17 protein-coding genes and 1 other RNA gene are annotated in these 21,075 nt (G+C 72.3%); 6 read left to right on the forward strand and 12 right to left on the reverse strand.

Going from position 1 to position 21,075, the window contains the following annotated elements:
* Positions 1 to 95 precede the first annotated feature (95 nt).
* Together GGD88_RS11695 and GGD88_RS11700 are read right to left on the reverse strand one after the other, a co-directional pair.
* Positions 96 to 965 (reverse strand): glycosyltransferase, encoded by an 870-nt coding sequence (locus GGD88_RS11695; protein WP_184435645.1) that lies wholly within the window; start codon positions 963 to 965, stop codon positions 96 to 98.
* On the reverse strand, positions 958 to 1,947 hold the full coding sequence (locus tag GGD88_RS11700) for a UDP-glucuronic acid decarboxylase family protein (RefSeq protein WP_184435647.1): 990 nt from the start codon (positions 1,945 to 1,947) through the stop codon (positions 958 to 960). Before GGD88_RS11700 ends, GGD88_RS11695 begins: the two co-directional genes overlap by 8 nt.
* A gap of 153 nt (positions 1,948 to 2,100) precedes the next feature.
* Between GGD88_RS11700 and GGD88_RS11705 the strand changes: the two genes are divergently transcribed.
* From GGD88_RS11705 to rnpB, 3 genes are all read left to right on the forward strand, one after another.
* Positions 2,101 to 3,333: a glycosyltransferase family 4 protein gene (locus GGD88_RS11705; protein ID WP_184435649.1), complete on the forward strand. Its 1,233-nt coding sequence runs from the start codon at positions 2,101 to 2,103 to the stop codon at positions 3,331 to 3,333.
* Positions 3,330 to 3,857, forward strand: a complete 528-nt coding sequence (locus tag GGD88_RS11710) for a D-glycero-alpha-D-manno-heptose-1,7-bisphosphate 7-phosphatase (RefSeq protein WP_246423718.1) — start codon at positions 3,330 to 3,332, stop codon at positions 3,855 to 3,857. Before GGD88_RS11705 ends, GGD88_RS11710 begins: the two co-directional genes overlap by 4 nt.
* Positions 3,858 to 3,891: 34 nt before the next feature.
* Positions 3,892 to 4,322, forward strand: an RNA gene (rnpB, locus tag GGD88_RS11715) — RNase P RNA component class A.
* A gap of 57 nt (positions 4,323 to 4,379) precedes the next feature.
* On the opposite strand, the gene GGD88_RS11720 is transcribed toward rnpB, so the two are convergent.
* A complete protein-coding gene (locus GGD88_RS11720; protein WP_184435653.1) occupies positions 4,380 to 5,963 on the reverse strand; it encodes a Ppx/GppA family phosphatase in 1,584 nt (527 codons plus the stop codon).
* A gap of 44 nt (positions 5,964 to 6,007) precedes the next feature.
* Positions 6,008 to 8,218, reverse strand: a complete 2,211-nt coding sequence (locus tag GGD88_RS11725) for an RNA degradosome polyphosphate kinase (RefSeq protein ID WP_184435655.1) — start codon at positions 8,216 to 8,218, stop codon at positions 6,008 to 6,010.
* Positions 8,219 to 8,528: 310 nt separating this feature from the next.
* Here GGD88_RS11725 and GGD88_RS11730 point away from each other — a divergent pair, with 310 nt between their 5' ends.
* Positions 8,529 to 9,047 carry a SixA phosphatase family protein gene (locus GGD88_RS11730; RefSeq protein ID WP_184435657.1) on the forward strand — a complete coding sequence of 173 codons (519 nt, stop codon included), beginning with the start codon at positions 8,529 to 8,531 and terminating at the stop codon, positions 9,045 to 9,047.
* Here the strand turns inward: GGD88_RS11730 and GGD88_RS11735 are convergent.
* From GGD88_RS11735 to GGD88_RS11745, 3 genes are read right to left on the reverse strand one after another with little or no spacing between them, the layout of a single operon-like run.
* Complete coding sequence (locus tag GGD88_RS11735; RefSeq protein ID WP_221237122.1) at positions 9,016 to 9,762, reverse strand: HdaA/DnaA family protein; 747 nt, start codon at positions 9,760 to 9,762, stop codon at positions 9,016 to 9,018. The genes GGD88_RS11730 and GGD88_RS11735 overlap by 32 nt on opposite strands.
* The gene (locus tag GGD88_RS11740) at positions 9,759 to 10,328 is read right to left on the reverse strand and encodes a CDP-alcohol phosphatidyltransferase family protein (protein WP_184435659.1); all 570 of its coding nucleotides are present in this window, start codon (positions 10,326 to 10,328) and stop codon (positions 9,759 to 9,761) included. Before GGD88_RS11740 ends, GGD88_RS11735 begins: the two co-directional genes overlap by 4 nt.
* Positions 10,325 to 11,533 (reverse strand): DUF2066 domain-containing protein, encoded by a 1,209-nt coding sequence (locus GGD88_RS11745; protein WP_184435661.1) that lies wholly within the window; start codon positions 11,531 to 11,533, stop codon positions 10,325 to 10,327. Before GGD88_RS11745 ends, GGD88_RS11740 begins: the two co-directional genes overlap by 4 nt.
* Positions 11,534 to 11,591: 58 nt before the next feature.
* Here GGD88_RS11745 and purM point away from each other — a divergent pair, with 58 nt between their 5' ends.
* Together purM and purN are read left to right on the forward strand one after the other, a co-directional pair.
* Positions 11,592 to 12,734 (forward strand): phosphoribosylformylglycinamidine cyclo-ligase, encoded by a 1,143-nt coding sequence (gene purM, locus GGD88_RS11750; RefSeq protein ID WP_184435663.1) that lies wholly within the window; start codon positions 11,592 to 11,594, stop codon positions 12,732 to 12,734.
* A complete protein-coding gene (gene purN, locus GGD88_RS11755) occupies positions 12,731 to 13,405 on the forward strand; it encodes a phosphoribosylglycinamide formyltransferase (RefSeq protein WP_184435665.1) in 675 nt (224 codons plus the stop codon). The genes purM and purN overlap by 4 nt, the downstream gene beginning before the upstream one ends.
* Before the next feature lie 61 nt (positions 13,406 to 13,466).
* Here purN and GGD88_RS11760 read toward each other — a convergent pair whose 3' ends face one another.
* From GGD88_RS11760 to GGD88_RS11780, 5 genes are all read right to left on the reverse strand, one after another.
* Complete coding sequence (locus GGD88_RS11760; RefSeq protein ID WP_184435667.1) at positions 13,467 to 14,009, reverse strand: DUF1269 domain-containing protein; 543 nt, start codon at positions 14,007 to 14,009, stop codon at positions 13,467 to 13,469.
* Between the two features lie 917 nt (positions 14,010 to 14,926).
* Positions 14,927 to 16,003 (reverse strand): TRAP transporter substrate-binding protein, encoded by a 1,077-nt coding sequence (locus GGD88_RS11765; protein WP_184435669.1) that lies wholly within the window; start codon positions 16,001 to 16,003, stop codon positions 14,927 to 14,929.
* A 100-nt stretch (positions 16,004 to 16,103) separates the two neighbouring features.
* Positions 16,104 to 17,426 carry a TRAP transporter large permease gene (locus tag GGD88_RS11770; protein ID WP_184435671.1) on the reverse strand — a complete coding sequence of 441 codons (1,323 nt, stop codon included), beginning with the start codon at positions 17,424 to 17,426 and terminating at the stop codon, positions 16,104 to 16,106.
* The gene (locus GGD88_RS11775; protein WP_184435673.1) at positions 17,423 to 17,950 is read right to left on the reverse strand and encodes a TRAP transporter small permease subunit; all 528 of its coding nucleotides are present in this window, start codon (positions 17,948 to 17,950) and stop codon (positions 17,423 to 17,425) included. Before GGD88_RS11775 ends, GGD88_RS11770 begins: the two co-directional genes overlap by 4 nt.
* A gap of 280 nt (positions 17,951 to 18,230) precedes the next feature.
* Positions 18,231 to 20,279, reverse strand: coding sequence for a vWA domain-containing protein (locus GGD88_RS11780; RefSeq protein ID WP_184435674.1), 2,049 nt, complete (start codon positions 20,277 to 20,279; stop codon positions 18,231 to 18,233).
* Between the last annotated feature and the right edge of the window lie 796 nt (positions 20,280 to 21,075).

A 21,075-nucleotide genomic window follows, 5' to 3' on the forward strand; every position in this document is an offset into this window, starting at 1 on the left:
CGCCGGAAACGGCGGTCCTAACCTCACCGACAGCACCGATTTTCGCCGCTGTCGATGGGGAAAGGGGGAAACCACACCGCTTTTTCCGCAGCCTGTTAGCGCGGATCGCTCAGCAGCGTTCGCGCCAGCAGGCCGGCGGACAGCAGCGCCCACATCGCCCACAGGCGCCAGCGCGGCACGCCCTCCGGCGCGAATTCGGTCATCAGGTAGCGGCGGAAGCTGCGGATCTTGTGCCGGGTGACGAACAGCCCGGAGACCGGCGACCGGCTTTTCAGGTGGGTGGCGGTCAGGCGCGGCGCGAACAACACCCGCCCGCCGGCGCGCCAGACGGCGCGGCACAGCGCCAGGTCCTCGAAATGCAGGAAGTAGCCGGGGTCGAACCCACCCAGACGGTGGTAGAAGGCCCGGGGCAGCAGCATGAAGGCGCCGGAGACCGCCGGCATCGGCACCGCGTCCGCGTCGGGCAGCGGCTCCCCCTGACGGTTGACCCGCCCCAGCCGCGCCGCGACCGGGCCGCCCAGGGCCTCGCCCAGCCACTGCCCGGGGGTGCCGGCGTTGCGCCGCGCCCCGGCCTGTTCCGAGCCATCCGGGTTCAGCAGCCGCGGCCCGATCAGCCACGCGTCGTCGGGCTGGGTGGCGGCGATCCGCAGCAGCCCGTCCAGGCATCCGGGCGCCGGCCGGCAGTCCGGGTTGAGCAGCAGCACCAGCTCCGCCCGGGCCTCCGCCACGCCCAGGGCGCAGCCGGCGCCGAAGCCCACGTTGCCCTGGCCGTGCACCAACCGCAGGTGCGGCGTGGGGGCCGGCGGCGTCCCCAGCGCCGGGGGCCACGGCGGCGCGGACCGGTTGTTGACCACGATCACCTCGGTCACGGCGGGCTCGGCCCGCACCGCGTCCACCACGGCGCCGATCTCGTCGCCGCCGTACCAGACGATCACCACGGAGACGCCGGCCGCCGCCTCAGGCATCGGCCCCGGCCTCCGCCGCGCCGGTGCAGACCGCCGCCGCCGGGCCGGCCGTCAGCAGGCGGTCGAAATAGGCAATGGTGCGCGTCAGGCCCTCGTCCAGGGCCACCGACGGCGCCCAGCCCAGGGCCTCGCGGGCCAGGGTGATGTCCGGGCAGCGCCGGCGCGGGTCGTCGGCCTGGGCCGGGCGCGTCACGATGGTGGACCGCGACCCGGTCAGCCGCAACACCGTCTCGGCCAGGCCGCGGATGCTGATCTCCGCCGGGTTGCCCAGGTTGACCGGCCCGACAAAGGCATCGGGCGCGGCCATGAAACGGTCGATGCCGTCCAGCAGGTCGTCCACGTAGCAGAAGGCGCGGGTCTGGGCGCCGTCGCCATACAGCACCAGGGGCTCGCCGCGCAGTGCCGCCAGGACGAAGTTGGAGACGACGCGGCCGTCGTCCGGGTGCATGCGCGGGCCGTAGGTGTTGAACAGGCGCGCCACCTTGATGCTTACCCGGTGCTGGCGGTGGTAGTCGAAGAACAGCGTCTCGGCGCAACGCTTGCCCTCGTCGTAGCAGGCGCGCGGCCCGATCGGGTTGACGTTGCCCCAGTAGGCCTCGGTCTGCGGCGTCTCCGCCGGGTCGCCGTAGACCTCGGACGTCGAGGCCTGGAACACCCGGGCGCCGGTGCGCTTGGCCAGGCCCAGGATGTTGATGGCGCCGTGCACGCTGGTCTTGGTCGTCTGCACCGGGTCGACCTGATAGTGCACCGGCGAGGCGGGGCAGGCGAGGTTGTAGATCTCGTCGACCTCGACGTATAGCGGGAAGGTCACGTCGTGGCGCATGACCTCGAAGAACGGATTGCCCATCAGGTGATGGATGGTGGCGCGTCGGCCGGTGAAGTAGTTGTCGACGCACAGCACCTCGTGGCCGCGCGCCAGCAGGCGTTCGCACAGATGCGAGCCGATGAAGCCCGCGCCCCCCGTCACCAGACTGCGTTTCATCCCCGCTCCATCCCTGCCGCCCGGGCGCGCGACCGGCTGCCGGCGCGCCGGTCGCGACCATACCGCCTCATGCCCGGGCGCGACAGCCGCTTGAAATCCGCCTGCAAGGCCGGGATGCTGCGCCCGCGCCCACCCCCTCGATCCCGCCGGACCATGCGCCTCGTCTTCATCCACCAGAACACGCCGGGCCAGTTCGGCCCGCTCGTCCAGCACCTGGCCGCGACCGGCGGTCACGACATCACCATGATCGGCACCCGCCGCGATCGCCGCATTCCCGGCGTGCGGACGGTGGCCTACAGCCTGCACCGCGACCCCAGCCCCGACACCCACCCCTACCTGGTGCGCGCCGAACGGGCGGTTCTATACGGTCAGGCGGCGGCGCGTGTGCTGGTGGCCTTGCGCGACCGCGGTCATCGTCCGGATCTGATCGTCGCGCACTCGGGCTGGGGCGAGGCGCTGTTCGTCAAGGACGTGGTCCCGCGCGTGCCGCTGCTGCTCTACAGCGAGTTCTTCTACCACGCCCGTGGCGCCGACGTGGGGTTCGAGTCCGCCCAGCCGCTTGGCCTCGACGTCGCCGCCCGCACCCGCCTGCGCAATACGCACCTGCTGCACGCGCTGATGGCCTGCGACCACGCCGTGACCGCGACCCTGTGGCAGAAGAGCCTGCATCCGGCCCTGCTCCAGCCCAAGGTGTCGGTGATCCACGAGGGTGTCGACACCGCCCACATGGCGCCCGACCCGGCGGCGTCCGTGACCCTGGACGGCGGGGTGACGCTGCGCGCCGGCGAGGAGATCGTCACCTATGTGGCCCGCAACCTGGAGCCCTACCGTGGCTTCCACATCCTCATGCGGGCGCTGCCGGACCTGCTGGCGGCGCGGCCGCAGGCCCGTGTCGTTATCGTCGGTGGCGACGACGTCAGCTACGGCGGCCCGCCGCCCGGCGCCCCGGACAGGACCTGGCGCGCCCACATGCTGGCCGAGGTGGGACCGGAGCGGCTGCCGCCGGAGCGGGTGATCTTCACGGGCCGGTTGCCCTACCAAACCTACCGCCGCCTGCTCCAGGTCTCGGCCGTGCATGTCTACCTGACCTATCCCTTCGTGCTGTCCTGGTCGATGCTGGAGGCGATGAGCTGCGGCGCCCTGGTGGTGGCCTCCGACACCGCGCCGGTCACCGAGGTGATCGAGGACGGTGTCAACGGCCTGCTGACGTCGTTCCACGACCCGGCGGCGCTGGCCCGGCGGGTGGCCGAGGCCCTGACCGAACGGGACGCCCTGGCCCCGCTGCGGGCGGCGGCACGGCGGACGGTGGTCGAGCGGTTTGAGCGCGCCGACTGCCTGCGCCGCCAGGGGGCGCTGCTGGAGCGGGTGGCCGGGGGGACGGCATGATGAGCGCGCGGCGACCGCGCCCGGCGGCCTTCCTGGACCGCGACGGCACGCTCAACGTGGACGTGGACTATGCCCACCGCCCCGACCAGATCACATGGCTGCCCGGGGCGGTGGCGGCGCTGCGGCGGCTGAACGCGGCCGGCTGGTGGGTGTTCGTGGTTACCAACCAGTCCGGGGTGGCGCGCGGAATGTTCGACGAGGCGACGGTGCGGGCGCTGCACGCCTGGATGGCGGCCGATCTGGCGCGACAGGGGGCGCGGGTGGATGCGTTCTACTACTGCCCGCACCACGCCACTCAGGGGGTCGGGCGCTACCGGTTGGCCTGCGACTGTCGCAAGCCGGCGCCCGGCCTGCTGCTGCGGGCGATGGCCGACTTCCCGGTCGATGCGGGGCGCTCGTTTATGCTGGGCGACCGGCCGCGCGACGTGCAGGCCGGCGCGGCCGCCGGGGTGACCGGCGTGCTGTACGAGGGCGGCAACGTCGATGCGCTGGTGGCGCGGCTGCTGGCCGAGCGCGGCGGTTGACCTGGCTGGCGCGCGGACTATCCTGACACCGGTGTCAGATGGCTGGATGGCCGCCCTGGTCCCCTGGGACCGGGGAGGAAAGTCCGGGCTCCACGGAAACACGGTGCCGGATAACGTCCGGCGGGGGCGACCCTAGGGAAAGTGCCACAGAAAGCAAACCGCCCGTCCGCCTCCCCGCGGGGAGCGCCGGCGGGCAAGGGTGAAAGGGTGCGGCAAGAGCGCACCGCGCCCCCGGCGACGGGGGCGGCATGGTAAACCCCACCGGGAGCAAGACGGAGTAGGAGCGGCCGGCCCAGCCCCTGGATTTCGGTCCGGGGGTGGGGGCCAGGCGGGTTTTCGCGCCGCCGCTCGGGTATGTCGCGCGAGGCGTCCGGCGACGGGCGTCCCAGACGAATGGCCATCCATCGCGCCGCCGGTGCGCCGGCGGGGCGGGGACAGAACCCGGCTTACAGGCCATCTGACACCGTTTCTGCCCCGCGTGGTCCTCTTCGCGTGCTTCGTTCCGCGTGCTCTGCTCCCGCGTCACTCCGCCGAGGCCACCGCCACCGCGGGCGCGAGGTCGAGCACGCGGGCCAGCTTGTCCAGGCGCCGCTCCACGAACCGCGGATCGAACAGCGGGTCGCCGGCGGGCACCGTCAGGGTCAGCGTCCCGCCCGGCGTCCGGTCCAGCCGCGTGCGATGCAGCACGCCGGGCGCCCCCCCGCTCAGGGTGTGCGCCAGCCGCAGGGCCGCGCCGATGATGCGGGTCCGGCGCACGCGCGCGGGATCGTCCAGCAGGGCCTCCGCCTGACCGACCAGGGCCGCGTCCGTATCGCCGGTGTAGCGGTGGTAGATCGCCAGCGCGAGGCCGGCGCGGTCGCGGTGGTCCAGCCCCATGAACGGCAGCCGCAGCACGCGGTGGAACGCCTGCTCGGCGCGGTAGTCCGGGTGCTCGTTCCAGAAGATGTCACCGATGATGCAGGCCGCCAGGCGCAGCCGCGCCAGTTCGGGCGGCTCGGCCGGGAACAGCGGCGCCATCCAGTCCGCGACCTCGTCGCCGTGCTGGCGGAAGCGGCCGGCCTCGCGCGCCATCACCGTCATGGAGGCGAGCAGCGGGTCCTCGCGCTGCATGTCGGCGGGCAGGCCCTGCATGAACTGGCCCTCGCGCACGCCATAGACCGAGAACACCACCCGGCGCGGTCGCACTGCGACCATCAGGCGCGCCAGCACCACGGCCGCCAGCGGCAGCATCGGCGCCCGCTTCTTGCTCAGGCGCGGCACCTGGGCGAGCTGCTTGACGGGTGTCGCGGCCACCCAGTCCAGCAGCGGGCGGGCGTCGGTGTGGCTGAGGGTGTAGTTGTCGAGGACGTGCAGCGGGTAGCCCATGCGGTGCATGCACACCCGCGCCAGCGCGCGCCAGGCCCCGCCGACGGCATAGACGGTCTGACCGGCCGCCTGGGCGAGCCACGGCTGCCGGGCCAGGGCCTCGTCCAGGATGCGCTCGGCAAGGTCCGGCTGGCCGCCGTCCGATGCCTCCGCCAGCCGCAGCAGGCCGAGCGGGAAGCTGGCGAAATCGACGAAACGGTGGTCCGCGATGCGCACCAGATCCAGGCTGCCGCCGCCCAGGTCGGCGACCACGCCCTCGGCGTCGGGCACCGCGCATTGCACCCCCTGGGCGGCGCGGCCGGCCTCCTCGATGCCGTCCAGCACCTGCACCCGCACGCCGGTGTCGCGCTCCAGCTCCTGGGCGAAGGCGGCGCCGTCGGCGGCGTCGCGCACCGCGGCGGTGGCCAGCACGTCGAGCCGTGAAACGCCCATGGCCCGGCCCAGGGCGACGAAGCGGCCGACGGCGGCGCGCGCCAGCGCGCGGCCGTCCGGGTTGAGACGGCCGCTGGCGCCCAAGCCCTGGCCCAGGGCACACACGGCCTTCTCGTTGAACAGCGGCACCGGGATGCGGGCGCCGCCGCGGTAGACCACGAGGCGGACCGAGTTGGAGCCGATGTCGACGATGCCCACCGGGTCGGCGTCCGGGCCGGCGCCGACCCCCAGGCCGTCGCAGCCGGGGCGATCGGCGGCGCGGCGGGGCTGGCCGGGGGCTTGAGCGGGGGGGCGGGGGCGGTCGTCCATGGGGTCCCGTCCGTTGCTGGGGGCCGTGCCGGCGCGGGTGCGGGTCACTGCGGGGCGCGGCGCTTCAGGATGAGTTGGGGGATTTCCTTGCTGGCCTTGTCCAGCGCCCTGCCGCGGCCCGACAGGCTGGGATTGTTCATGAAGTAGGTATGGGCGTTGAAGGCATCCTCGGCCGAATCGACGCGCTGGAAGGTGCCGTCGGCCATCAGGTACCAGCTCTGCTGTTCGTCGTTCAGGTTGGCGACCATGATCTGGTTCATGATCTGGGTGCGCACGGTTTCGTTCTCGATCGGCACGCAGGTCTCGACGCGGGACTCGAGATTGCGCGGCATCCAGTCCGCCGACGAGATGAAGATCCGGGCCTGCGGGGACGGCAGGTCGGCGCCGTTGCCGAAGCAGGCGATGCGGGAGTGTTCCAGGAAGCGCCCGACGATGCTCTTGACCCGGATGTTGTCCGACAGGCCGGGCACGCCGGGCCGCAGGCAGCAGATGCCACGCACCACCAGGTCGACCTGGACCCCGGCCTGCGAGGCGCGATACAGCGCGTCGATGATGGCGCCGTCCACCAGGCTGTTCATCTTGGCCCAGATGGCGCCGGGCCGCCCGGCCGTGACGTGGTCCACCTCGGCCTGGATCAGCTCCAACAGGCGGTCCTTGAGCGTCAGCGGCGCCAGATCGAGCTTCTCCAGGCCCTTGGGCCGGGCGTAGCCGGTCATGTAGTTGAACGCGGTGGCGGCGTCGCGGCACAGCGCGGGATCGGCGGTGAAGAACGACAGGTCGGTATAGATCTTGGCCGTGATCGGGTGGTAGTTGCCGGTGCCGAAGTGTACGTAGGAGCGCAACTGGCCGCTCTCCCGACGCACCACCAGAGAGATCTTGGCGTGCGTCTTCAGGTCCATGAAGCCGTAGACCACGTTCGCGCCCGCTCGCTCCAGGTCCCGCGCCCAGCGGATGTTGGCCTCCTCGTCGAAGCGGGCCTTCAACTCCACCATGGCGGTGACGGTCTTGCCGCTCTCCGCCGCTTCCACCAGCGCCGCCACGATGGGTGAGTTGTTCGAGGTGCGGTACAGCGTCTGCTTGATCGACACCACCTGCGGGTCGGCCGCGGCCTGACGCAGGAACTGCACCACCACGTCGAACGATTCGTAGGGGTGGTGGACGACGATGTCCTTCTCCCGAATCGCCGCCAGGCAGTCGCCGCCGAAGTCGCGGATACGCTCGGGGAAGCGCGCCGTGTAGGGCACGAACTGAAGGTCGGGGCGGTCGTCGGCGATGAGCTGCTTGAGGTCGGCCATGCCGATCGGGCCGTCGAGGCGGAACAGGTCCTCCTCGGCCACCTGCATTTCCTCGCAGATCAGGCGGATCAGCGGTTCCGGCATGTCGGCGTTCAGGGTCAGACGGATGCAGTGGCCGCGCCGGCGCCGCTTGAGGGCCGATTCGAAGCTGCGGACCAGATCCTCCGCCTCCTCGTCGATCTCCACTTCCGAATCGCGGATGACCCGGAAGTGGCCGCCCTGGTCGACGTGGAACCCGGGGAACAGGCGGCCCATGAACAGGCCCACCAGGTCTTCCAGGAACAGGTAGCGGTGACCGTCGCCCGGCAGGCGGATCAGGCGGTCGACCTGCCCGGGCAGCGGCACCAGGGCGCGCAGGCTTTCGCCGCCGCCCTCGCGCTTAAGTTGCATCACCAGGGCATGGCCCAGATTCGGGATGAACGGGAAGGGGTGCGCCGGGTCGATGGCCAGGGGCGTCAGGATGGGGAAGATCTGCTCGTTGAAATGCCGCTCCAGCCACCGCCGGTCGTCGGCGGTCACCTCGCCCACGCTGAGCACGTGCACGCCGCGGGCGCGCAGGTCGGCATGAACCTCGGTCCAGATGGCCTGCTGCTCCTCCAGCAGTTCGCGGGCCATGCGGTTGATCTCCAGGAGTTGCTGGGCCGGGGTGCGGCCGTCCTGGCTGATCTTGTTGACGCCGGCGTTCACCTGCCCCTTCAGGCCGGCCACGCGCACCATGTAGAACTCGTCGAGGTTCGAGGCCGAGATGGACAGGAAGCGCACCCGCTCCATCACCGGATGGCGCTGGTTGCGCGCCTCGTCCAGGACCCGGAAGTTGAAGCCCAGCCACGACAGCTCGCGGTTGATGAACCGTTCCGGCGAGTCGAGCGTGATGGCGCGGGCCGCCGCGGCCGCGGCGATCTCCGCCACGGTGCCGGGGGTTTCGGTGGACGCCAGGGCCTCGTCCCGCGCGCTGCTCATGACCGTCTCCTTTGCCTCTTCCCGGGTCGGCGTGCCTCGAGTCCCAACCGATTGAGGCCGGCCCGCCGGCGCGCGTCAAATGACGATTTGTGGCGCCGCGCCGGGGCGCCGGCATGGTCGTGTCCGTCGGGCCGGCGCGCCATCCTTTTCAAGGGCCGCCGCTTTGGGCACAAACGGGGGCACGAATGGGGTCACGACCGGGGTCTCGACCGGAGCGGCACGAGGGCGGGCGGCCCGGGTGCGCCCCGGTCCGGCGCGCCGGCCGCACCGCGTCCGGTCCAGGCCTACCGGGGACCACGGGGGAACACCGATGAGGCGGCTATACCTGCTGCGGCACGCCAAATCCAGTTGGGATCAGCCCAATCTGGAAGATCACGACCGCCCGCTGGCGCCGCGCGGCGAGCGCGCCGGCCGCGCCATGGCCCCCGCGGTCGCCGCGCTGGATCCGCCGCCGGATCTGGTGCTGTGCTCGACCGCGGTGCGCGCGCGCCAGACCCTGGAGCTTGTCCGGGCCGGCCTGCCCGACGGTCCGGTCGAGATCGAGTCGGCCGTGTACACCTTCGAGCCGCTGCCCCTGCGCCAACGCCTGGAGGCGCTCGACGATGCCGTCGGCGCCGTGCTGGTCGTGGGCCACAACCCGGCCCTGGAACTGCTGGTGCAGGATCTGGCCCGGGACGACGACGGTCCCGCCATGGCGCGCCTGCGGCGCAAGCTGCCGACCGCCGCCCTGGTGACCCTGGACCTTCCGGTCGCGCACTGGCGCGACATCGCGGCCGGGGGCGGTCGTCTCGCCGGCTTCATCCGGCCGGCGGATCTCGACGGCGGCTGACGTCCGGCCGGCCGAGCAACTCGCGGGCCAGCGGGAGGGTGATGGCCCGGCCGCGCCCCCAGGCGAGGGCGTCCAGGCGCGCCACGATATCGCGCGCGGCCGCGAACGAGCGGTCGATGCGGCGCGCCAGGAAGCGCATCACGTCGGGCGGGACGATCACCTGGCGATCGGCGAACAGCTTGACCAGCACCATCTCCAGCAGGGTCTCGTCCGGCGGCGTGATCTCGGCCACCGGCAGCGCCGCGAGGCGCGAGTGCAGGTCGGGCAGCGCGACCCGCCAGCGGGCCGGGGGCGCGGTGCTGGTCAGCAGGCAGTGGTCGCCGTGCTCGCGCGCCAGGTTGAGGACGTGCACCAGCGCCTCCTCGGCGGCGGGGTCGAGGCGGGGCGTACCGGGCGCCAGCTCCACCACCAGGGGCCCGCGCTCGCCGGCGATCAGGGCCGCGTTGAGGGCCTCCGCGTCCGGCCGGTCGAGCACCCGGGCGCCCGCGCGGGCCGCCAGCACATGCGCCAGGTGGGTCTTGCCGCAGCCCTCGGGGCCGACCAGGGCCAGCGCCGGGCCGGGCCAGTCCGGCCAGCGGTCGATCCAGGCCACGGCGGCGGCGTTGCACGGCGCCACCAGGAAATCGGCCCGGCCCAGGGCCGGCCGGGCCGGGAAGTCGAACGCCATCTGGGCGCCGCCGGGGGCAGCGGCCGGATCCTCGCCGGGATCGCTCATGACCGGCCTCCATCGGCGCGCCGCCGCCGCAGCGGTCCCCGCGCCGCCGCCCAGGCATAGGCCAGCCCGGAGGTCACCGTGGTGACCGCCACCACCGGCACCAGGACGGCCGCCAGCTGCCGGGTCATGTCCGGGGCCAGGGCCTCGGTGGCCAGCACCCCAGCCCCCAGCGTCACCTGGGCGACGGTGTTGAACCGCGACAGCCGCGATGGGACCGGGACATAGGCGCCGCCGCACAGCCGGATGACACCGGCGCCCAGCAGGATGGCGAAATCGCGCGCCACCACCAGCAGCGCCAGCCAGGCCGGCAGCACCTGGACCAGCGCCAGCATGATGTAGACGCCGGACAACAGGGCCTTGTCGGCGACCGGATCGAGCGTTGCCCCCAGGGCGGTGCGGGCGTTCAGGCGCCGCGCCAACGTGCCATCCAGGGCGTCGGTCAGGCCGGCGACGACGAACAGCACGAGCGCCACCAGGGTCCGGTCATCGGCGATGCACCACAGCGTGGGGATCACCAGGACGAAGCGGAGCGCGGTCAGGGCGTTGGGAAGGGCGGCCAGGGTCACTCCGGTCGAGTCCCTCCTGCCGGGCCGAGCGCCCCGCCGAGGCCGGTCGCGCCGACCGTGGCGGACGCCCCCGCCGTCCCCGCCGTCCCCGGGGTCGCGGCGGCCGGCGCGGCGGTGCGGCGGATCAGCCAGTAGCCATCGCGCACGGACAGGTTGAGGCCCTCCGAGGCCAGCCCCGCGCCCACGCGCTCGGCATCGCCGAGCACGGTCAGGGTGAGCTGGGCCGTCTGGCGGCTCATGGCCTGCACCGTGTGGTCGCGCACCAGCGGGGAGCGCTCCAGCGCACGGCGGGTCGCCACCCAGTCGGAGAAGCCGCCCAGGCTCACCAGCGCAGTGACCCGGCGGGCCGCGCCGGTCTGCACCATGGTGGCGTTGCGCCAGTCCTCTTCCATGCGCCGGGCCAGTTCCCGGGCCGCCCGGGTCAGGAAGGCGGCATCGTCCTCGCCGGCCATGCGGGTGATGCCGCTGCGCGCCGTTTTCGCCATGGCGCGCGGGCTACCGTAGTTGAGGGAGACCTCCAGGCGGTCCGGGCTGCTCCGCACCGCGTGGGCGACCAGGACCTGGGCGCGGCCGTAACGATCCAGCAGCCGGGCCAGGGCATCACTGTCGGGCGCCAGCGCCTCCTCGGCGGTAAGGCTGGTGACGTCGCGCAGGTCGCCGGTGGGCACCTCCAGCGGCATCAGCACGTTGCCGCTGTCCTGTCGGCGCCAGGCCGTCAGCCACGGATTGGTGTCCTCCCACAGGATCGCGGCGGCGTCGGGGCCGGGCTGGTAGACCGGCACCACCAGGACCGGCTGCGAGGCGCTGGCGGCGTGTCCGATGCCGTGCTGCTGCAACAGCCGGCGCACGGCGGTGCCGTCGTAGCGCACGGTGATGCGCGCCTTGTAGGTGGTGTCGGTGGTGCGTTCGGCGGACAGGCTGTAGGTCTCCACCATGGCCCGCACCTGCTGGCCCGACGGCTGCGGCAGCCGGCCATGGTCGGCCGGGTCGGTGATGCGACGCAGCATGGTCTGGAACGCGGCCACCTTGCCCTGGGCGACGGCCTGGTCGCGGGCCTGCGCGGCGTCGGCGGCGGTGGCCTCGATCGGCACCGCGCGCGCGGTGTAGGCGCCGTCCTCGCCCTGGCCCGGCCCCTGCGCGTCGGCCCGGCCCGGGACCACCCCCAGGACCATGACCATCACCACCGCCAGCAGCAGGCGCGCCACGGTCCCGACCACCCCCGGTGCGGCCGGGGCCGCTGTTGCATCGGCGGCCGGTTCGGCTATGGTTCGCCCGTCCCGATCCGGTCCCTCTGTCAGCGTTCGCGAGGCCGCCATTTCCACTCCCTTCCAAAGCGACGGTCCCCGGGACGGGGGCCTGACGTACAAGGCCGCCGGCGTCGACATCGCCGCCGGTGACGCGCTGGTGCGGGCCATCGCGCCGTTGGCGCGCGCCACCGCCCGCCCCGGGGCCGAGGCCGCGCTGGGCGGCTTCGGCGCCGTGTTCGATCCGGCCGGCGCCGGGTTCCGCGACCCCCTGCTGGTCGCCGCCACCGATGGCGTCGGCACCAAGCTGCGGATCGCCATCGAGACCGGGCGCCATGCGGGCATCGGCCAGGACCTGGTGGCCATGTGCGTCAACGATCTCGTGGTGCAGGGCGCCGAGCCCCTGTTCTTCCTGGACTATTACGCTACGGCGCGGCTCGATGTCGAGACCGCGCGCGCGGTGGTGGCGGGCATCGCCGACGGCTGCCGCCAGGCCGGCTGTGCCCTGGTGGGCGGCGAGACGGCGGAGATGCCGGGCCTGTACGCGGCCGGGGACTACGACCTGGCCGGCTTCGCCGTCGGCGCCGTCGAGCGCGACCAACTCCTGACCGGCGACCGCGTGGCGGCGGGCGACGTGCTCCTCGGGCTCGCCGCCAGCGGCCTGCACTCCAATGGCTTCTCGCTGGTGCGCCGGGTGGTGGCGGACCGCGGCCTGGCCTGGGACGCGCCGGCCCCGTTCGAGCCCGGCCGGTCGCTGGGCGAGGCGGTGCTGGCGCCGACCCGGATCTACGTCGCCGCCTGCCTGGACGCGGTGCGCTCCGGGGCGGTGCACGCGCTGGCGCACATCACCGGTGGCGGCTTCGTGGAGAACATCCCGCGCGTGCTGCCGGCGGGGCTGGCCGCGGCGCTGGACGTGCACGCGCTGCCGCTGCCGCCGGTGTTCCGCTGGGTGCAGCAGGCCGGCGGCATCGCCCCGACGGAGATGGCGCGGACCTTCAACTGCGGCATCGGCATGGTGGCCGTGGTGGCGCCGGACCGCGTCGACGAGACCCTGACCCGGCTGGCCGGCCACGGCGAGGCGGCGCGCGTGATCGGACGCGTCGCGGCGCGCGAGGATGGGCCGGCGGTGCGGCTGGACGGCCTGGACGAGGCCTGGGCATGACCGCGACCGGGCCGAGCCACGACGCGCGCGTGCCGGTGGCGATCCTGATCTCCGGGCGCGGCAGCAACATGCAAGCGCTGGCGACCGCCTGCGCCGATCCGACCTTCCCCGCCCGGGTGGCCCTGGTGCTGAGCAACGAGCCCGCCGCCCCCGGCCTGGGCTGGGCAGCCGATCAGGGACTGCCGACCGCGGTCGTGCACCATCGCCAGTACGACAGCCGCGCGGACTTCGACGCCGCCCTGGACGCCCGCCTGCGCGCCGCCGGGGTGCGCATCCTGTGTCTGGCCGGGTTCATGCGGTTGCTGACCCCGGCGTTCGTGCAGGGCTGGGGCGACCGGGTGCTGAACATCCATCCGTCGCTGCTGCCGGCCTTCAAGGGCCTGCACACCCACGAGCGCGCGCTGGAGTCCGGGGTCAAGCTGCACGGCTGCACCGTGCACCTGGTGCGCCCGGAGATGGACTCCGGCCCCATCGTGGCCCAGGCTGCCGTCCCGGTGCGGGCGGACGACACGCCCGAGACGCTGGGGGCGCGGGTGCTGGCGCAGGAGCACCGCATCTATCCGCTGGCGCTGCGGCTGCTGGCGCAGGGGCGGTTGCGCGTCTCCGGTGCCGTCTGTCACGTGCGCGACGCGACCGCACCGGAGGCGGCGCTGGTCAACCCGGTGGGATAACCGGGGCGCGGCATACGACCCTGGTTCCGACGAGTCGGGACCCGGGCCGGGCCGCATTGCATCAGGCGGCGCGTGCCTCGGCGTCCATGTCGGCCTTGCTGTCCGCCAGGAAGCGGGCCAGCTTCTCTTCCTGCTCGCGGCTCAGCGAGGTGCGCAGGATCGTGCCCTTGTATCCCTGCATCTCCTCCAGCACGCGGTCCGGCTTGGCGTCCCGGATCAGCAGGAACAGCGCCGAGCTGTCGGGCGTGATGGTCTCGCCCAGGCGCTTGATGAAGTCGTCGTCGATGCCGTAGTCGCTGAGCGCGCCGCTGAGCGCTCCCGCGCCGGCCCCGAGCACGCCGCCGGTGAGCAACCCGGCCAGCGGGTTCAGGAACAGCAGGCCGATCAGCGTACCCCACAGGGCGCCCCAGGTGCCGCCGCCGGCCGCACCGGTGCCGACCAGGTTGACCGTCTGGCGCACCTTGACCCGGCCGTCCGGGCGCCGCACGGCGACGGCGGCGTCGGCCACGTCGATCAGGTATTCCTTCTCCAGCCGTTCGACGTCCGCCAGCGCGCGGTCCGCGGTCTTGGGGTCGTCGAAGGCCACGCACACCAGTTCCGTCATGCGAGAGTCTCCCTTGCGGTGAATCCCGGGGTGCCGCCGGCCCGCTCGCGGGGCGGCGGCGCTCTCGGTCTCAACGCATGACGGTCGGCGCGGGTTTCATGACGGCGGGAGGGAGGCGCCCACGCAGGAGCGTGGGCGCGAGACTCCCGTTTTCTCGGTCCCACGCTCCTGCGTGGGGCCGTTCCGGTCCCTCTCGGGGCGAGGCGCCCTCGCGGGAGCGTGGGCGCGAGAGTTCGCGTCTTTCTCGGTCCCACGCTCCTGCGTGGGACCGTTCCGGTCCCTCTGGCGGCGAGACGCCCTCGCGGGAGCGTGGGCGCGAGACTCCCGTTTTCTCGGTCCCACGCTCCTGCGTGGGACCGTTCCGGTCCCTCTGGCGGCGAGACGCCCACGCGGGAGTGTGGGCGCGAGACTCCCGTTTTCTCGGTCCCACGCTCCTGCGTGGGGCCGTTCCGGTCCCTCTGGCGGCGAGACGCCCACGCGGGAGCGTGGGCGCGAGACTCCCGTTTTCTCGCTCCCACGCTCTTGCGTGGGACCGTTCCGGTCCCTCTCGGGGCGGGGCGCCCACGCGGGAGCGTGGGCGCGAGAGTTCGCGTCTTTCTCGGTCCCACGCTCCTGCGTGGGACCGTTCCGGTCCCTCTGGCGGCGAGGCGCCCACGCGGGAGCGTGGGCGCGAGACTCCCGTTTTCTCGGTCCCGCGCTCCTGCGTGGGACCGTTCCGGTCCCTCTGGCGGCGAGGCGCCCTCGCGGGAGCGTGGGCGCGAGAGTTCGCGTCTTTCTCGGTCCCACGCTCCTGCGTGGGACCGTTCCGGTCCCTCTCGGGGCGAGGCGCCCACGCGGGAGCGTGGGCGCGAGAGTTCGCGTCTTTCTCGGTCCCACGCTCCTGCGTGGGACCGAGTGGGACCCAGGGAACGCCGGGATCAGCCGTATCTGTAGGGCGGACCGGCCTTGCGCATCACCTCGCGGTAGTCCTTGAGGATCTGGACCACACGGGCGGTGCGGTCGCTCTCGGCCGCGATCTCGTCCCAGAACTTCATCGCCTCGTCCTCGACCTGCTGCCACTCGGACTCGGGGATGGTGGTCAGTTCCAGCTTCTCGCCCATGACGCGCAGCTTGGCCTCGCCGCCCCAATACCAGTGCTGGCGGTAGTAATGGCTGCTGTCCATGCAGAGCCGGAACAGGGTCTTGAGGTTGTCGGGCAGCTCTTCCCAACGTTCCGAGTTGGCGAAGTACGAGCCGCACCAGGCCCCGGAGATGTTGTTGGTGAGGAAGTAGTTGGTCACATCGGCCCAGCCCACCGTGTAGTCCTCGGTGATGCCGGACCAGGCGATCCCGTCCAGCTCGCCGGTCTGCACCGCCACCTCGACGTCTTCCCACGGCAGGGTCACCGGCACCACCCCGAAGCGCGACAGGAACCGGCCGGCGGTCGGGAAGGTGAAGACGCGCAGCCCCTTGAGGTCGTCCAGGCTGCGGATCGGGTTGACGGTGGCGAAGTGGCAGGGGTCCCAGGCGCCGGCGGACAACCAGGTCACCCCCTCGACCTCGCCGTAAGCCTCTTCCCAGATCTCGCGCAGGCCGTACTCGTTGAACAGCACCGGCACGTCCAGGCTGTAGCGGGTGGCGAACGGGAAGTAGCCGCCGAACACCGACACGTCGACCGGTGCGGCGATGGAGTCGTCGTCGCTCTGCACCGCGTCGATGGTGCCGCGCTGCATGGCGCGGAACAGCTCGCCGGTCGGCACGAGCTGGTCGGCGAAGTAGAGTTCGATCTGCATCTGGTCGCCGGCCACCTTATTGAAGGCGTCGATGGACGGCTTGATGACGTGCTCGGCCAGGGCCGGGCCGGCGTAGGTCTGCAGCCGCCAGCGGATGGTGGACTGCGCATGCACCGCCGGAGCCGCCAGGGTGGTGGCGCCGGCCGCGGCCGCGCCCAGGCCGGCGGTCTTGAGGAAGGCGCGGCGGCTGTTGCCGGTGGCGTCGGTGGGGGGTGTCGTCATCCCGGAAGCTCCCTGTCATTGTGATCCGAGCTGTTCGCGGCCGTGGGCCGGCCGCCGGCCATACACCCGCGGCTGCCCTCACGGCCCGGCGCCGGCCGCGTCAGCGGCCGTACACCAGATCGGGCAGCCACAGGGCGATCTGCGGGAAGGCCATGACCAGTGCCAGCCCCACCACCATCACCAGCACGAACGGCACGATCGAGCGGTAGATGTCCATCAGGGTGACCTGGGGCGGCGCCATGGCCCGCATCAGGAACAGGTTGTAGCCGAACGGCGGCGTCATGTAGGCGATCTGGCAGGTGATGGTGTACAGCACGCCGTACCACACCAGATCGAATCCCAGCGCTCCCACCAGCGGCACGTACAACGGGGCCACGATGACCAGCATCGCGGTGTCGTCCAGGAAGGTGCCCATCAGCAGGAACGAGAGCTGCATCAGGATCAGGATTTCCCACGGCCCCAGGCCGAGGCGGTCGACGAACAGGCTCTCGATGGCGCGCACCGCGCCCAGGCCGTCGAACACCGCGCCGAAGCACAGCGCGGCCAGGATGATCCACATGAACATGCAGGTCACGCCGAGGGTCTTGCGCAGCACCTCGCCCATCACCCGCGATGTCAGGCGGCGCCGGATGACCGCCGCCACCGTGGCAGCCAGGGCGCCCACGGCGGAGCTTTCCACCAGCGAGGTGTAGCCCAGCACGAACAGGCCGATCATCAGGAAGAAGATGATCAGCGGCAGGACCCCGGCGCGCAGCAGCAGCAGCTTCTCGCGCACCGAGACGTCGCGCTCGTCCTTCGGCAGCGCCGGGCCGAGCGACGGCTGCGCCCAGCAGCGCAGGGCGATGTAGAGGATGAACAGCGCCGCCATCATCAGGCCCGGCGTGATGCCGGCCAGCCAGAGCTGGCCCACCGGCTGGCGCGCGATCATGCCGTACAGGACCAGGACGACGCTCGGCGGCACCAGGATGCCCAGCGAACTGCCGGCCTGGATGACGCCGGTGACCATGATCTTGTCGTAGTTGCGGCGCAGCAGCTCCGGCAGGGCGATGGTGGCGCCGATGGCCATGCCGGCGACGCTCAGGCCGTTCATGGCGGAGATGGCGACCATGAGACCGATGGTGCCGATCGCCAGGCCGCCCCGGACCGGCCCGAACCAGACGTGGAACATGCGGTAGAGGTCGTCGGCGATGCCCGACTCCGACAGCATGTAGCCCATGTAGATGAACAGCGGCAGGGTCAGCAGCGGATACCACTTCATCAGCTTCATGGCCGCGCTGAAGCCGATCTCGGCGCCGCCGTCGCCCCACAGCAGCAGCGCCGAGGCGACCGCGACGAAGCCGATGGCCGCGAACACGCGCTGCCCGGTGAGCAGCATCAGCATCATCGAGGCGAACATCAGCAGGGCGATGAGCTCGTAGCTCATGGGGCGGGCTCCCCGAGCCGCTCACCGCGCAGGCGGGCGATGTCCTTGAACAGTTCGGCGAAGGCCTGCAGCAGCGTCAGGGTGATGCCGAGGCACATGATGATCTTGATGGGCGCCATGTACGGCCGCCAGGCGGAGTAGCTGCGCTCGCCGTACTCCAGCGCATAGCTGGTCGAGGAAAGGCCGCCGTAGAGCAGAACGCTCAGGTAGAAAATCAGAAAGAAGATGGTGAAGACGTCGACCCAGGTCTTGGTGCGGCGCGACCACATGCCATAGAGCAGGTCCATGCGCACGTGGCTCTCGGTCTGCAACGCATAGGCGCCGCCCACCAGGAAGTACGTCACCATCAGGAACTGGGCCACCTCCAGCGTCCAGATCGACGGCAGCAGCCCGGGGGTGTTCTTCGACACCGCCGACCAGAACAGCACCGCCATCATGGCGAAGATCAACAGCATGGTGAGCCGGCCGGTGATCCGGCTGGTTGCGTCCATGACCCTGACGTAGTGCCTGATCGCCTTCGGCATGGCTCCGTCCGTGGCTGCCGGTTGAGGGGCGCCGGACGAACGCGCGCCTTGGGCGCCGGGCGCGGTCCGGTCACAAGGCGGTAAAGGTCCCCGCCCGGCGCGAGTGTGTCAAGATTCATCGACAAGAACCGGGTGTGCCCAGAAATGAGGCAGGGGCCCCGGCGGCGTTGTGCTTGAGCGCGCGACACAGTGTCTTGGCGGCGACTGGCGCTCCGGCGGCGCTCGCCTATTAAGGTCTTGGGGTGGCCGCGTATGCCCAATGGTTGGGGGGTCGTTGTCCTCACTGCACCGTGATCGGCCGGGTGGCCAGGACCACGCCGTTGGCGACGTCGACATAGCGCACCTCGTACTGGCCCGCGTCGTTGGGCAGTGCGAGCGCCACGCCGTCTCCCTCGTCGGTGCGCACGCCGACCGCCGCCAGCCACTGGAACGGTCCCTGATCGGCGGCGGCGACGGCGATGCGGTCGCGCGCGCCCCCCGGGCCGGTCCAGCGCACCCGCACCGTCGCGCCCGGGGCGGCTGTCTCGGGGGCGGTCAGCGAGGCCGCCACCGCTTTGACGGCCACGTCGACGCTGGCGACAATCGCACCGGTCTCGCCCAGCCGGTAGCGCAGGGTGTAGGCGCCCTCGGCGTCCGGGGCCGTGAAGCGGGCGCTGTCGCCGCGGTCGGCGCGGGTCTGGGCCAGCGGTTCGGCGTCCGGCGGGGCGCCGGCCGGCACCAGTTCGATGCGGTCCTTGCGCCGGTTCGGTCCCTCCCAGGACAGGTCCAGGGCCGCCCCCGTCACCACCTCGGCCGGGGCCGTGAGGGTGGCCGAGACCGGCACCACCTCGACCGGCGCGCGGCCCGCGGTGATGCGGCCCTCCTCCAGCACATAGCGCACCTCGTACAGCCCGGGATCGTTGGGCGCCGTCAGCCGTTGCGGGTCGTCGTCGCGCACCCGGGCATAGGGGCCCAGCTCGCCCTCTGCGGTGCCCATGGGCACGATGGTCAGATAGTCGGAGCCCTTCACGGTGGCGCTGCGGCGCACATCCAGGGGGCCGCCCGCCGGCACGGTCTCCGGCACCGTCAGGGTGACTTCGGCGCCGGTCAGTTCGATGGGGGCGCGGCCCAGGGTGCGGCGGCCTTCCTCCAGCACGTAGCGCACCTCGTACAGGCCGGGCTCGGCCGGGGCCTGGAGGTCGAGGGGGTTGTCGTCGCGCACCCGGCTGTAGTTGCCCAGTTCGCCCTCGCGCGTGCCCATGGGCACGATGGTCAGGTAGTCGGAGCCCTTCACGGTGGCGCTGCGCTCGACCATGAAGCGCGAGCCGGCGGTGGCGGTTTCCGGCACCGTCAGGGTGATTTCGGCGCCGGTCAGTTCGATGGGGGCGCGGCCCAGGGTGCGGCGGCCTTCCTCCAGCACGTAGCGCACCTCGTACAGGCCGGGCTCGGCCGGGGCCTGGAGGTCGAGGGGGTTGTCGTCGCGCACCCGGCTGTAGTTGCCCAGTTCGCCCTCGGGCGTGCCCATGGGCACGATGGTCAGATAGTCCGAGCCCTTCACGGTGGCGCTGCGCTCGACCATGAAGCGCGAGCCGGCGGTGGCGGTCTCCGGTACCGTCAGGGTGATTTCGGGCGGGGCCGGCTCCGGCTCCGGCTCCGGCTCCGGTTCGGGCGTGGGGGCCGGCGCGGCAGTGACCGCGACCAGCGCGTCCTTCAGAGACGCCGCGTCGGCGGCGGTGCGGAAGGTGCCGCCGGTGTTCTCGGCCAGACACCGGAGCTGCGCCTGGTCCTCCGGCGCGTTGACGTCGAAGCCGACCACGTGGGCGGTAAACGCGATGCCGGCCGCCTCCAGGTCGTCGGCCACGGCGCAGGGGTCGCGGTCGCAGGTTTCGCGGCCGTCAGAGATCAGCACCACCGTGGCCGGGTTTTCCTCGTAGCGCAGGGCCTCGGCGGCGCGCCGCACGGCGTCGGACAGCGGCGTCTTGCCCTTCGGGTTGAGCCCCTCCACGGCCGCGCGGATGGCGTCGCGGTTGCCCGTGCCGGCCGGCACCAGTTCCTCGATGTCGCCGCAGTCCCCCTTGCGGGTGTGACCGTAGGCCCACAGGCCCAGGGTCTGGTCGGCCGGCATGCTATCGAGCAGGTCGCCGACCACCTGGCGGGCGACAGTGATCTTGTGGCCGCCCGCGATCTGCTGCCACATCGACCCGGAGGCATCCAGGACCAGCACGGTGCGCGCGGCGTCGTCGCTCTGCGCGCGCGCCGGGGCGGGGGCCGCGGCGAGCGCAAGGGCAGCGGTCAGGGCGGCGAGGGCGGCGCGCGCGGCGCGACCCGGACAGGCGCGGCGGGGGGACATCGGACGACCTCCGTGGCGACGACAGGAACCCGGGTCCGAAACGGTGCGCGAGGCCGCGGGCGGGTGTCAAGGTGATCGCGACCGTCAGCGTGACCATCCCCCCGTCGGCCGCGAGTCTCGGGGGTGGTCTCGAGTCTCGTCGCCGGGCCGGCCGTGATGACCCCACGGGATGCCGCCCCTAAAGACCGAGTCCGTGGCCGCCCTGGTGCGGCGCGGCGCGCGGGGGCGACCAGCGCCGCCGGTCACAACGGTCTGGTCCCGGTGATGGGGGGTGCCCTCGGCGCCATGGTCCTGACCGAAGTCATTGCGCCCACGTCTCTGATCGGTCCGGTGGTCATTCTGGGCGGCATCGCGTTCGGTCGACGCGCCCCAGGCACCGCGTCAGGAACCGCGTCAGGATCCGCCCCAGGATCTCCCCAGGCGCGATTGCGATTATTTTGACTTATACTGAATCGCCGAACCGCGTCCGTGCGATCGCGTGACTCGGCTCTCAATTAAAGGGGTTGGGGCGGAGTCACGCGTCCCCTGCGAGCCGTTTTGGGGGGCACAGGGGACCGCGATCCGCCGTCGGCCGCCGCGCGGGCGGTTGCGTCATTCGCCTGACCCGCCGCGGACTTGCGGGCATTTTGACTGCATTCTTTCTTAAGCGGTCCGATTGAGCCCTTGATCCGCGCGCATGGGACCTTCGCGGTAGGGCCGCGCCGCGCCGGCATGGTCCCCGGACGGCGGGGCATGGGGCGGGGATGGGATGCCATGGTCGGGACCCGCCCCGCGCCTGGGTCGGTGCCGCCCGGGA

It is taken from the genome of Roseospira goensis (assembly GCF_014197795.1).
Classification (GTDB): Bacteria; Pseudomonadota; Alphaproteobacteria; order Rhodospirillales; family Rhodospirillaceae; genus Rhodospira; species Rhodospira goensis.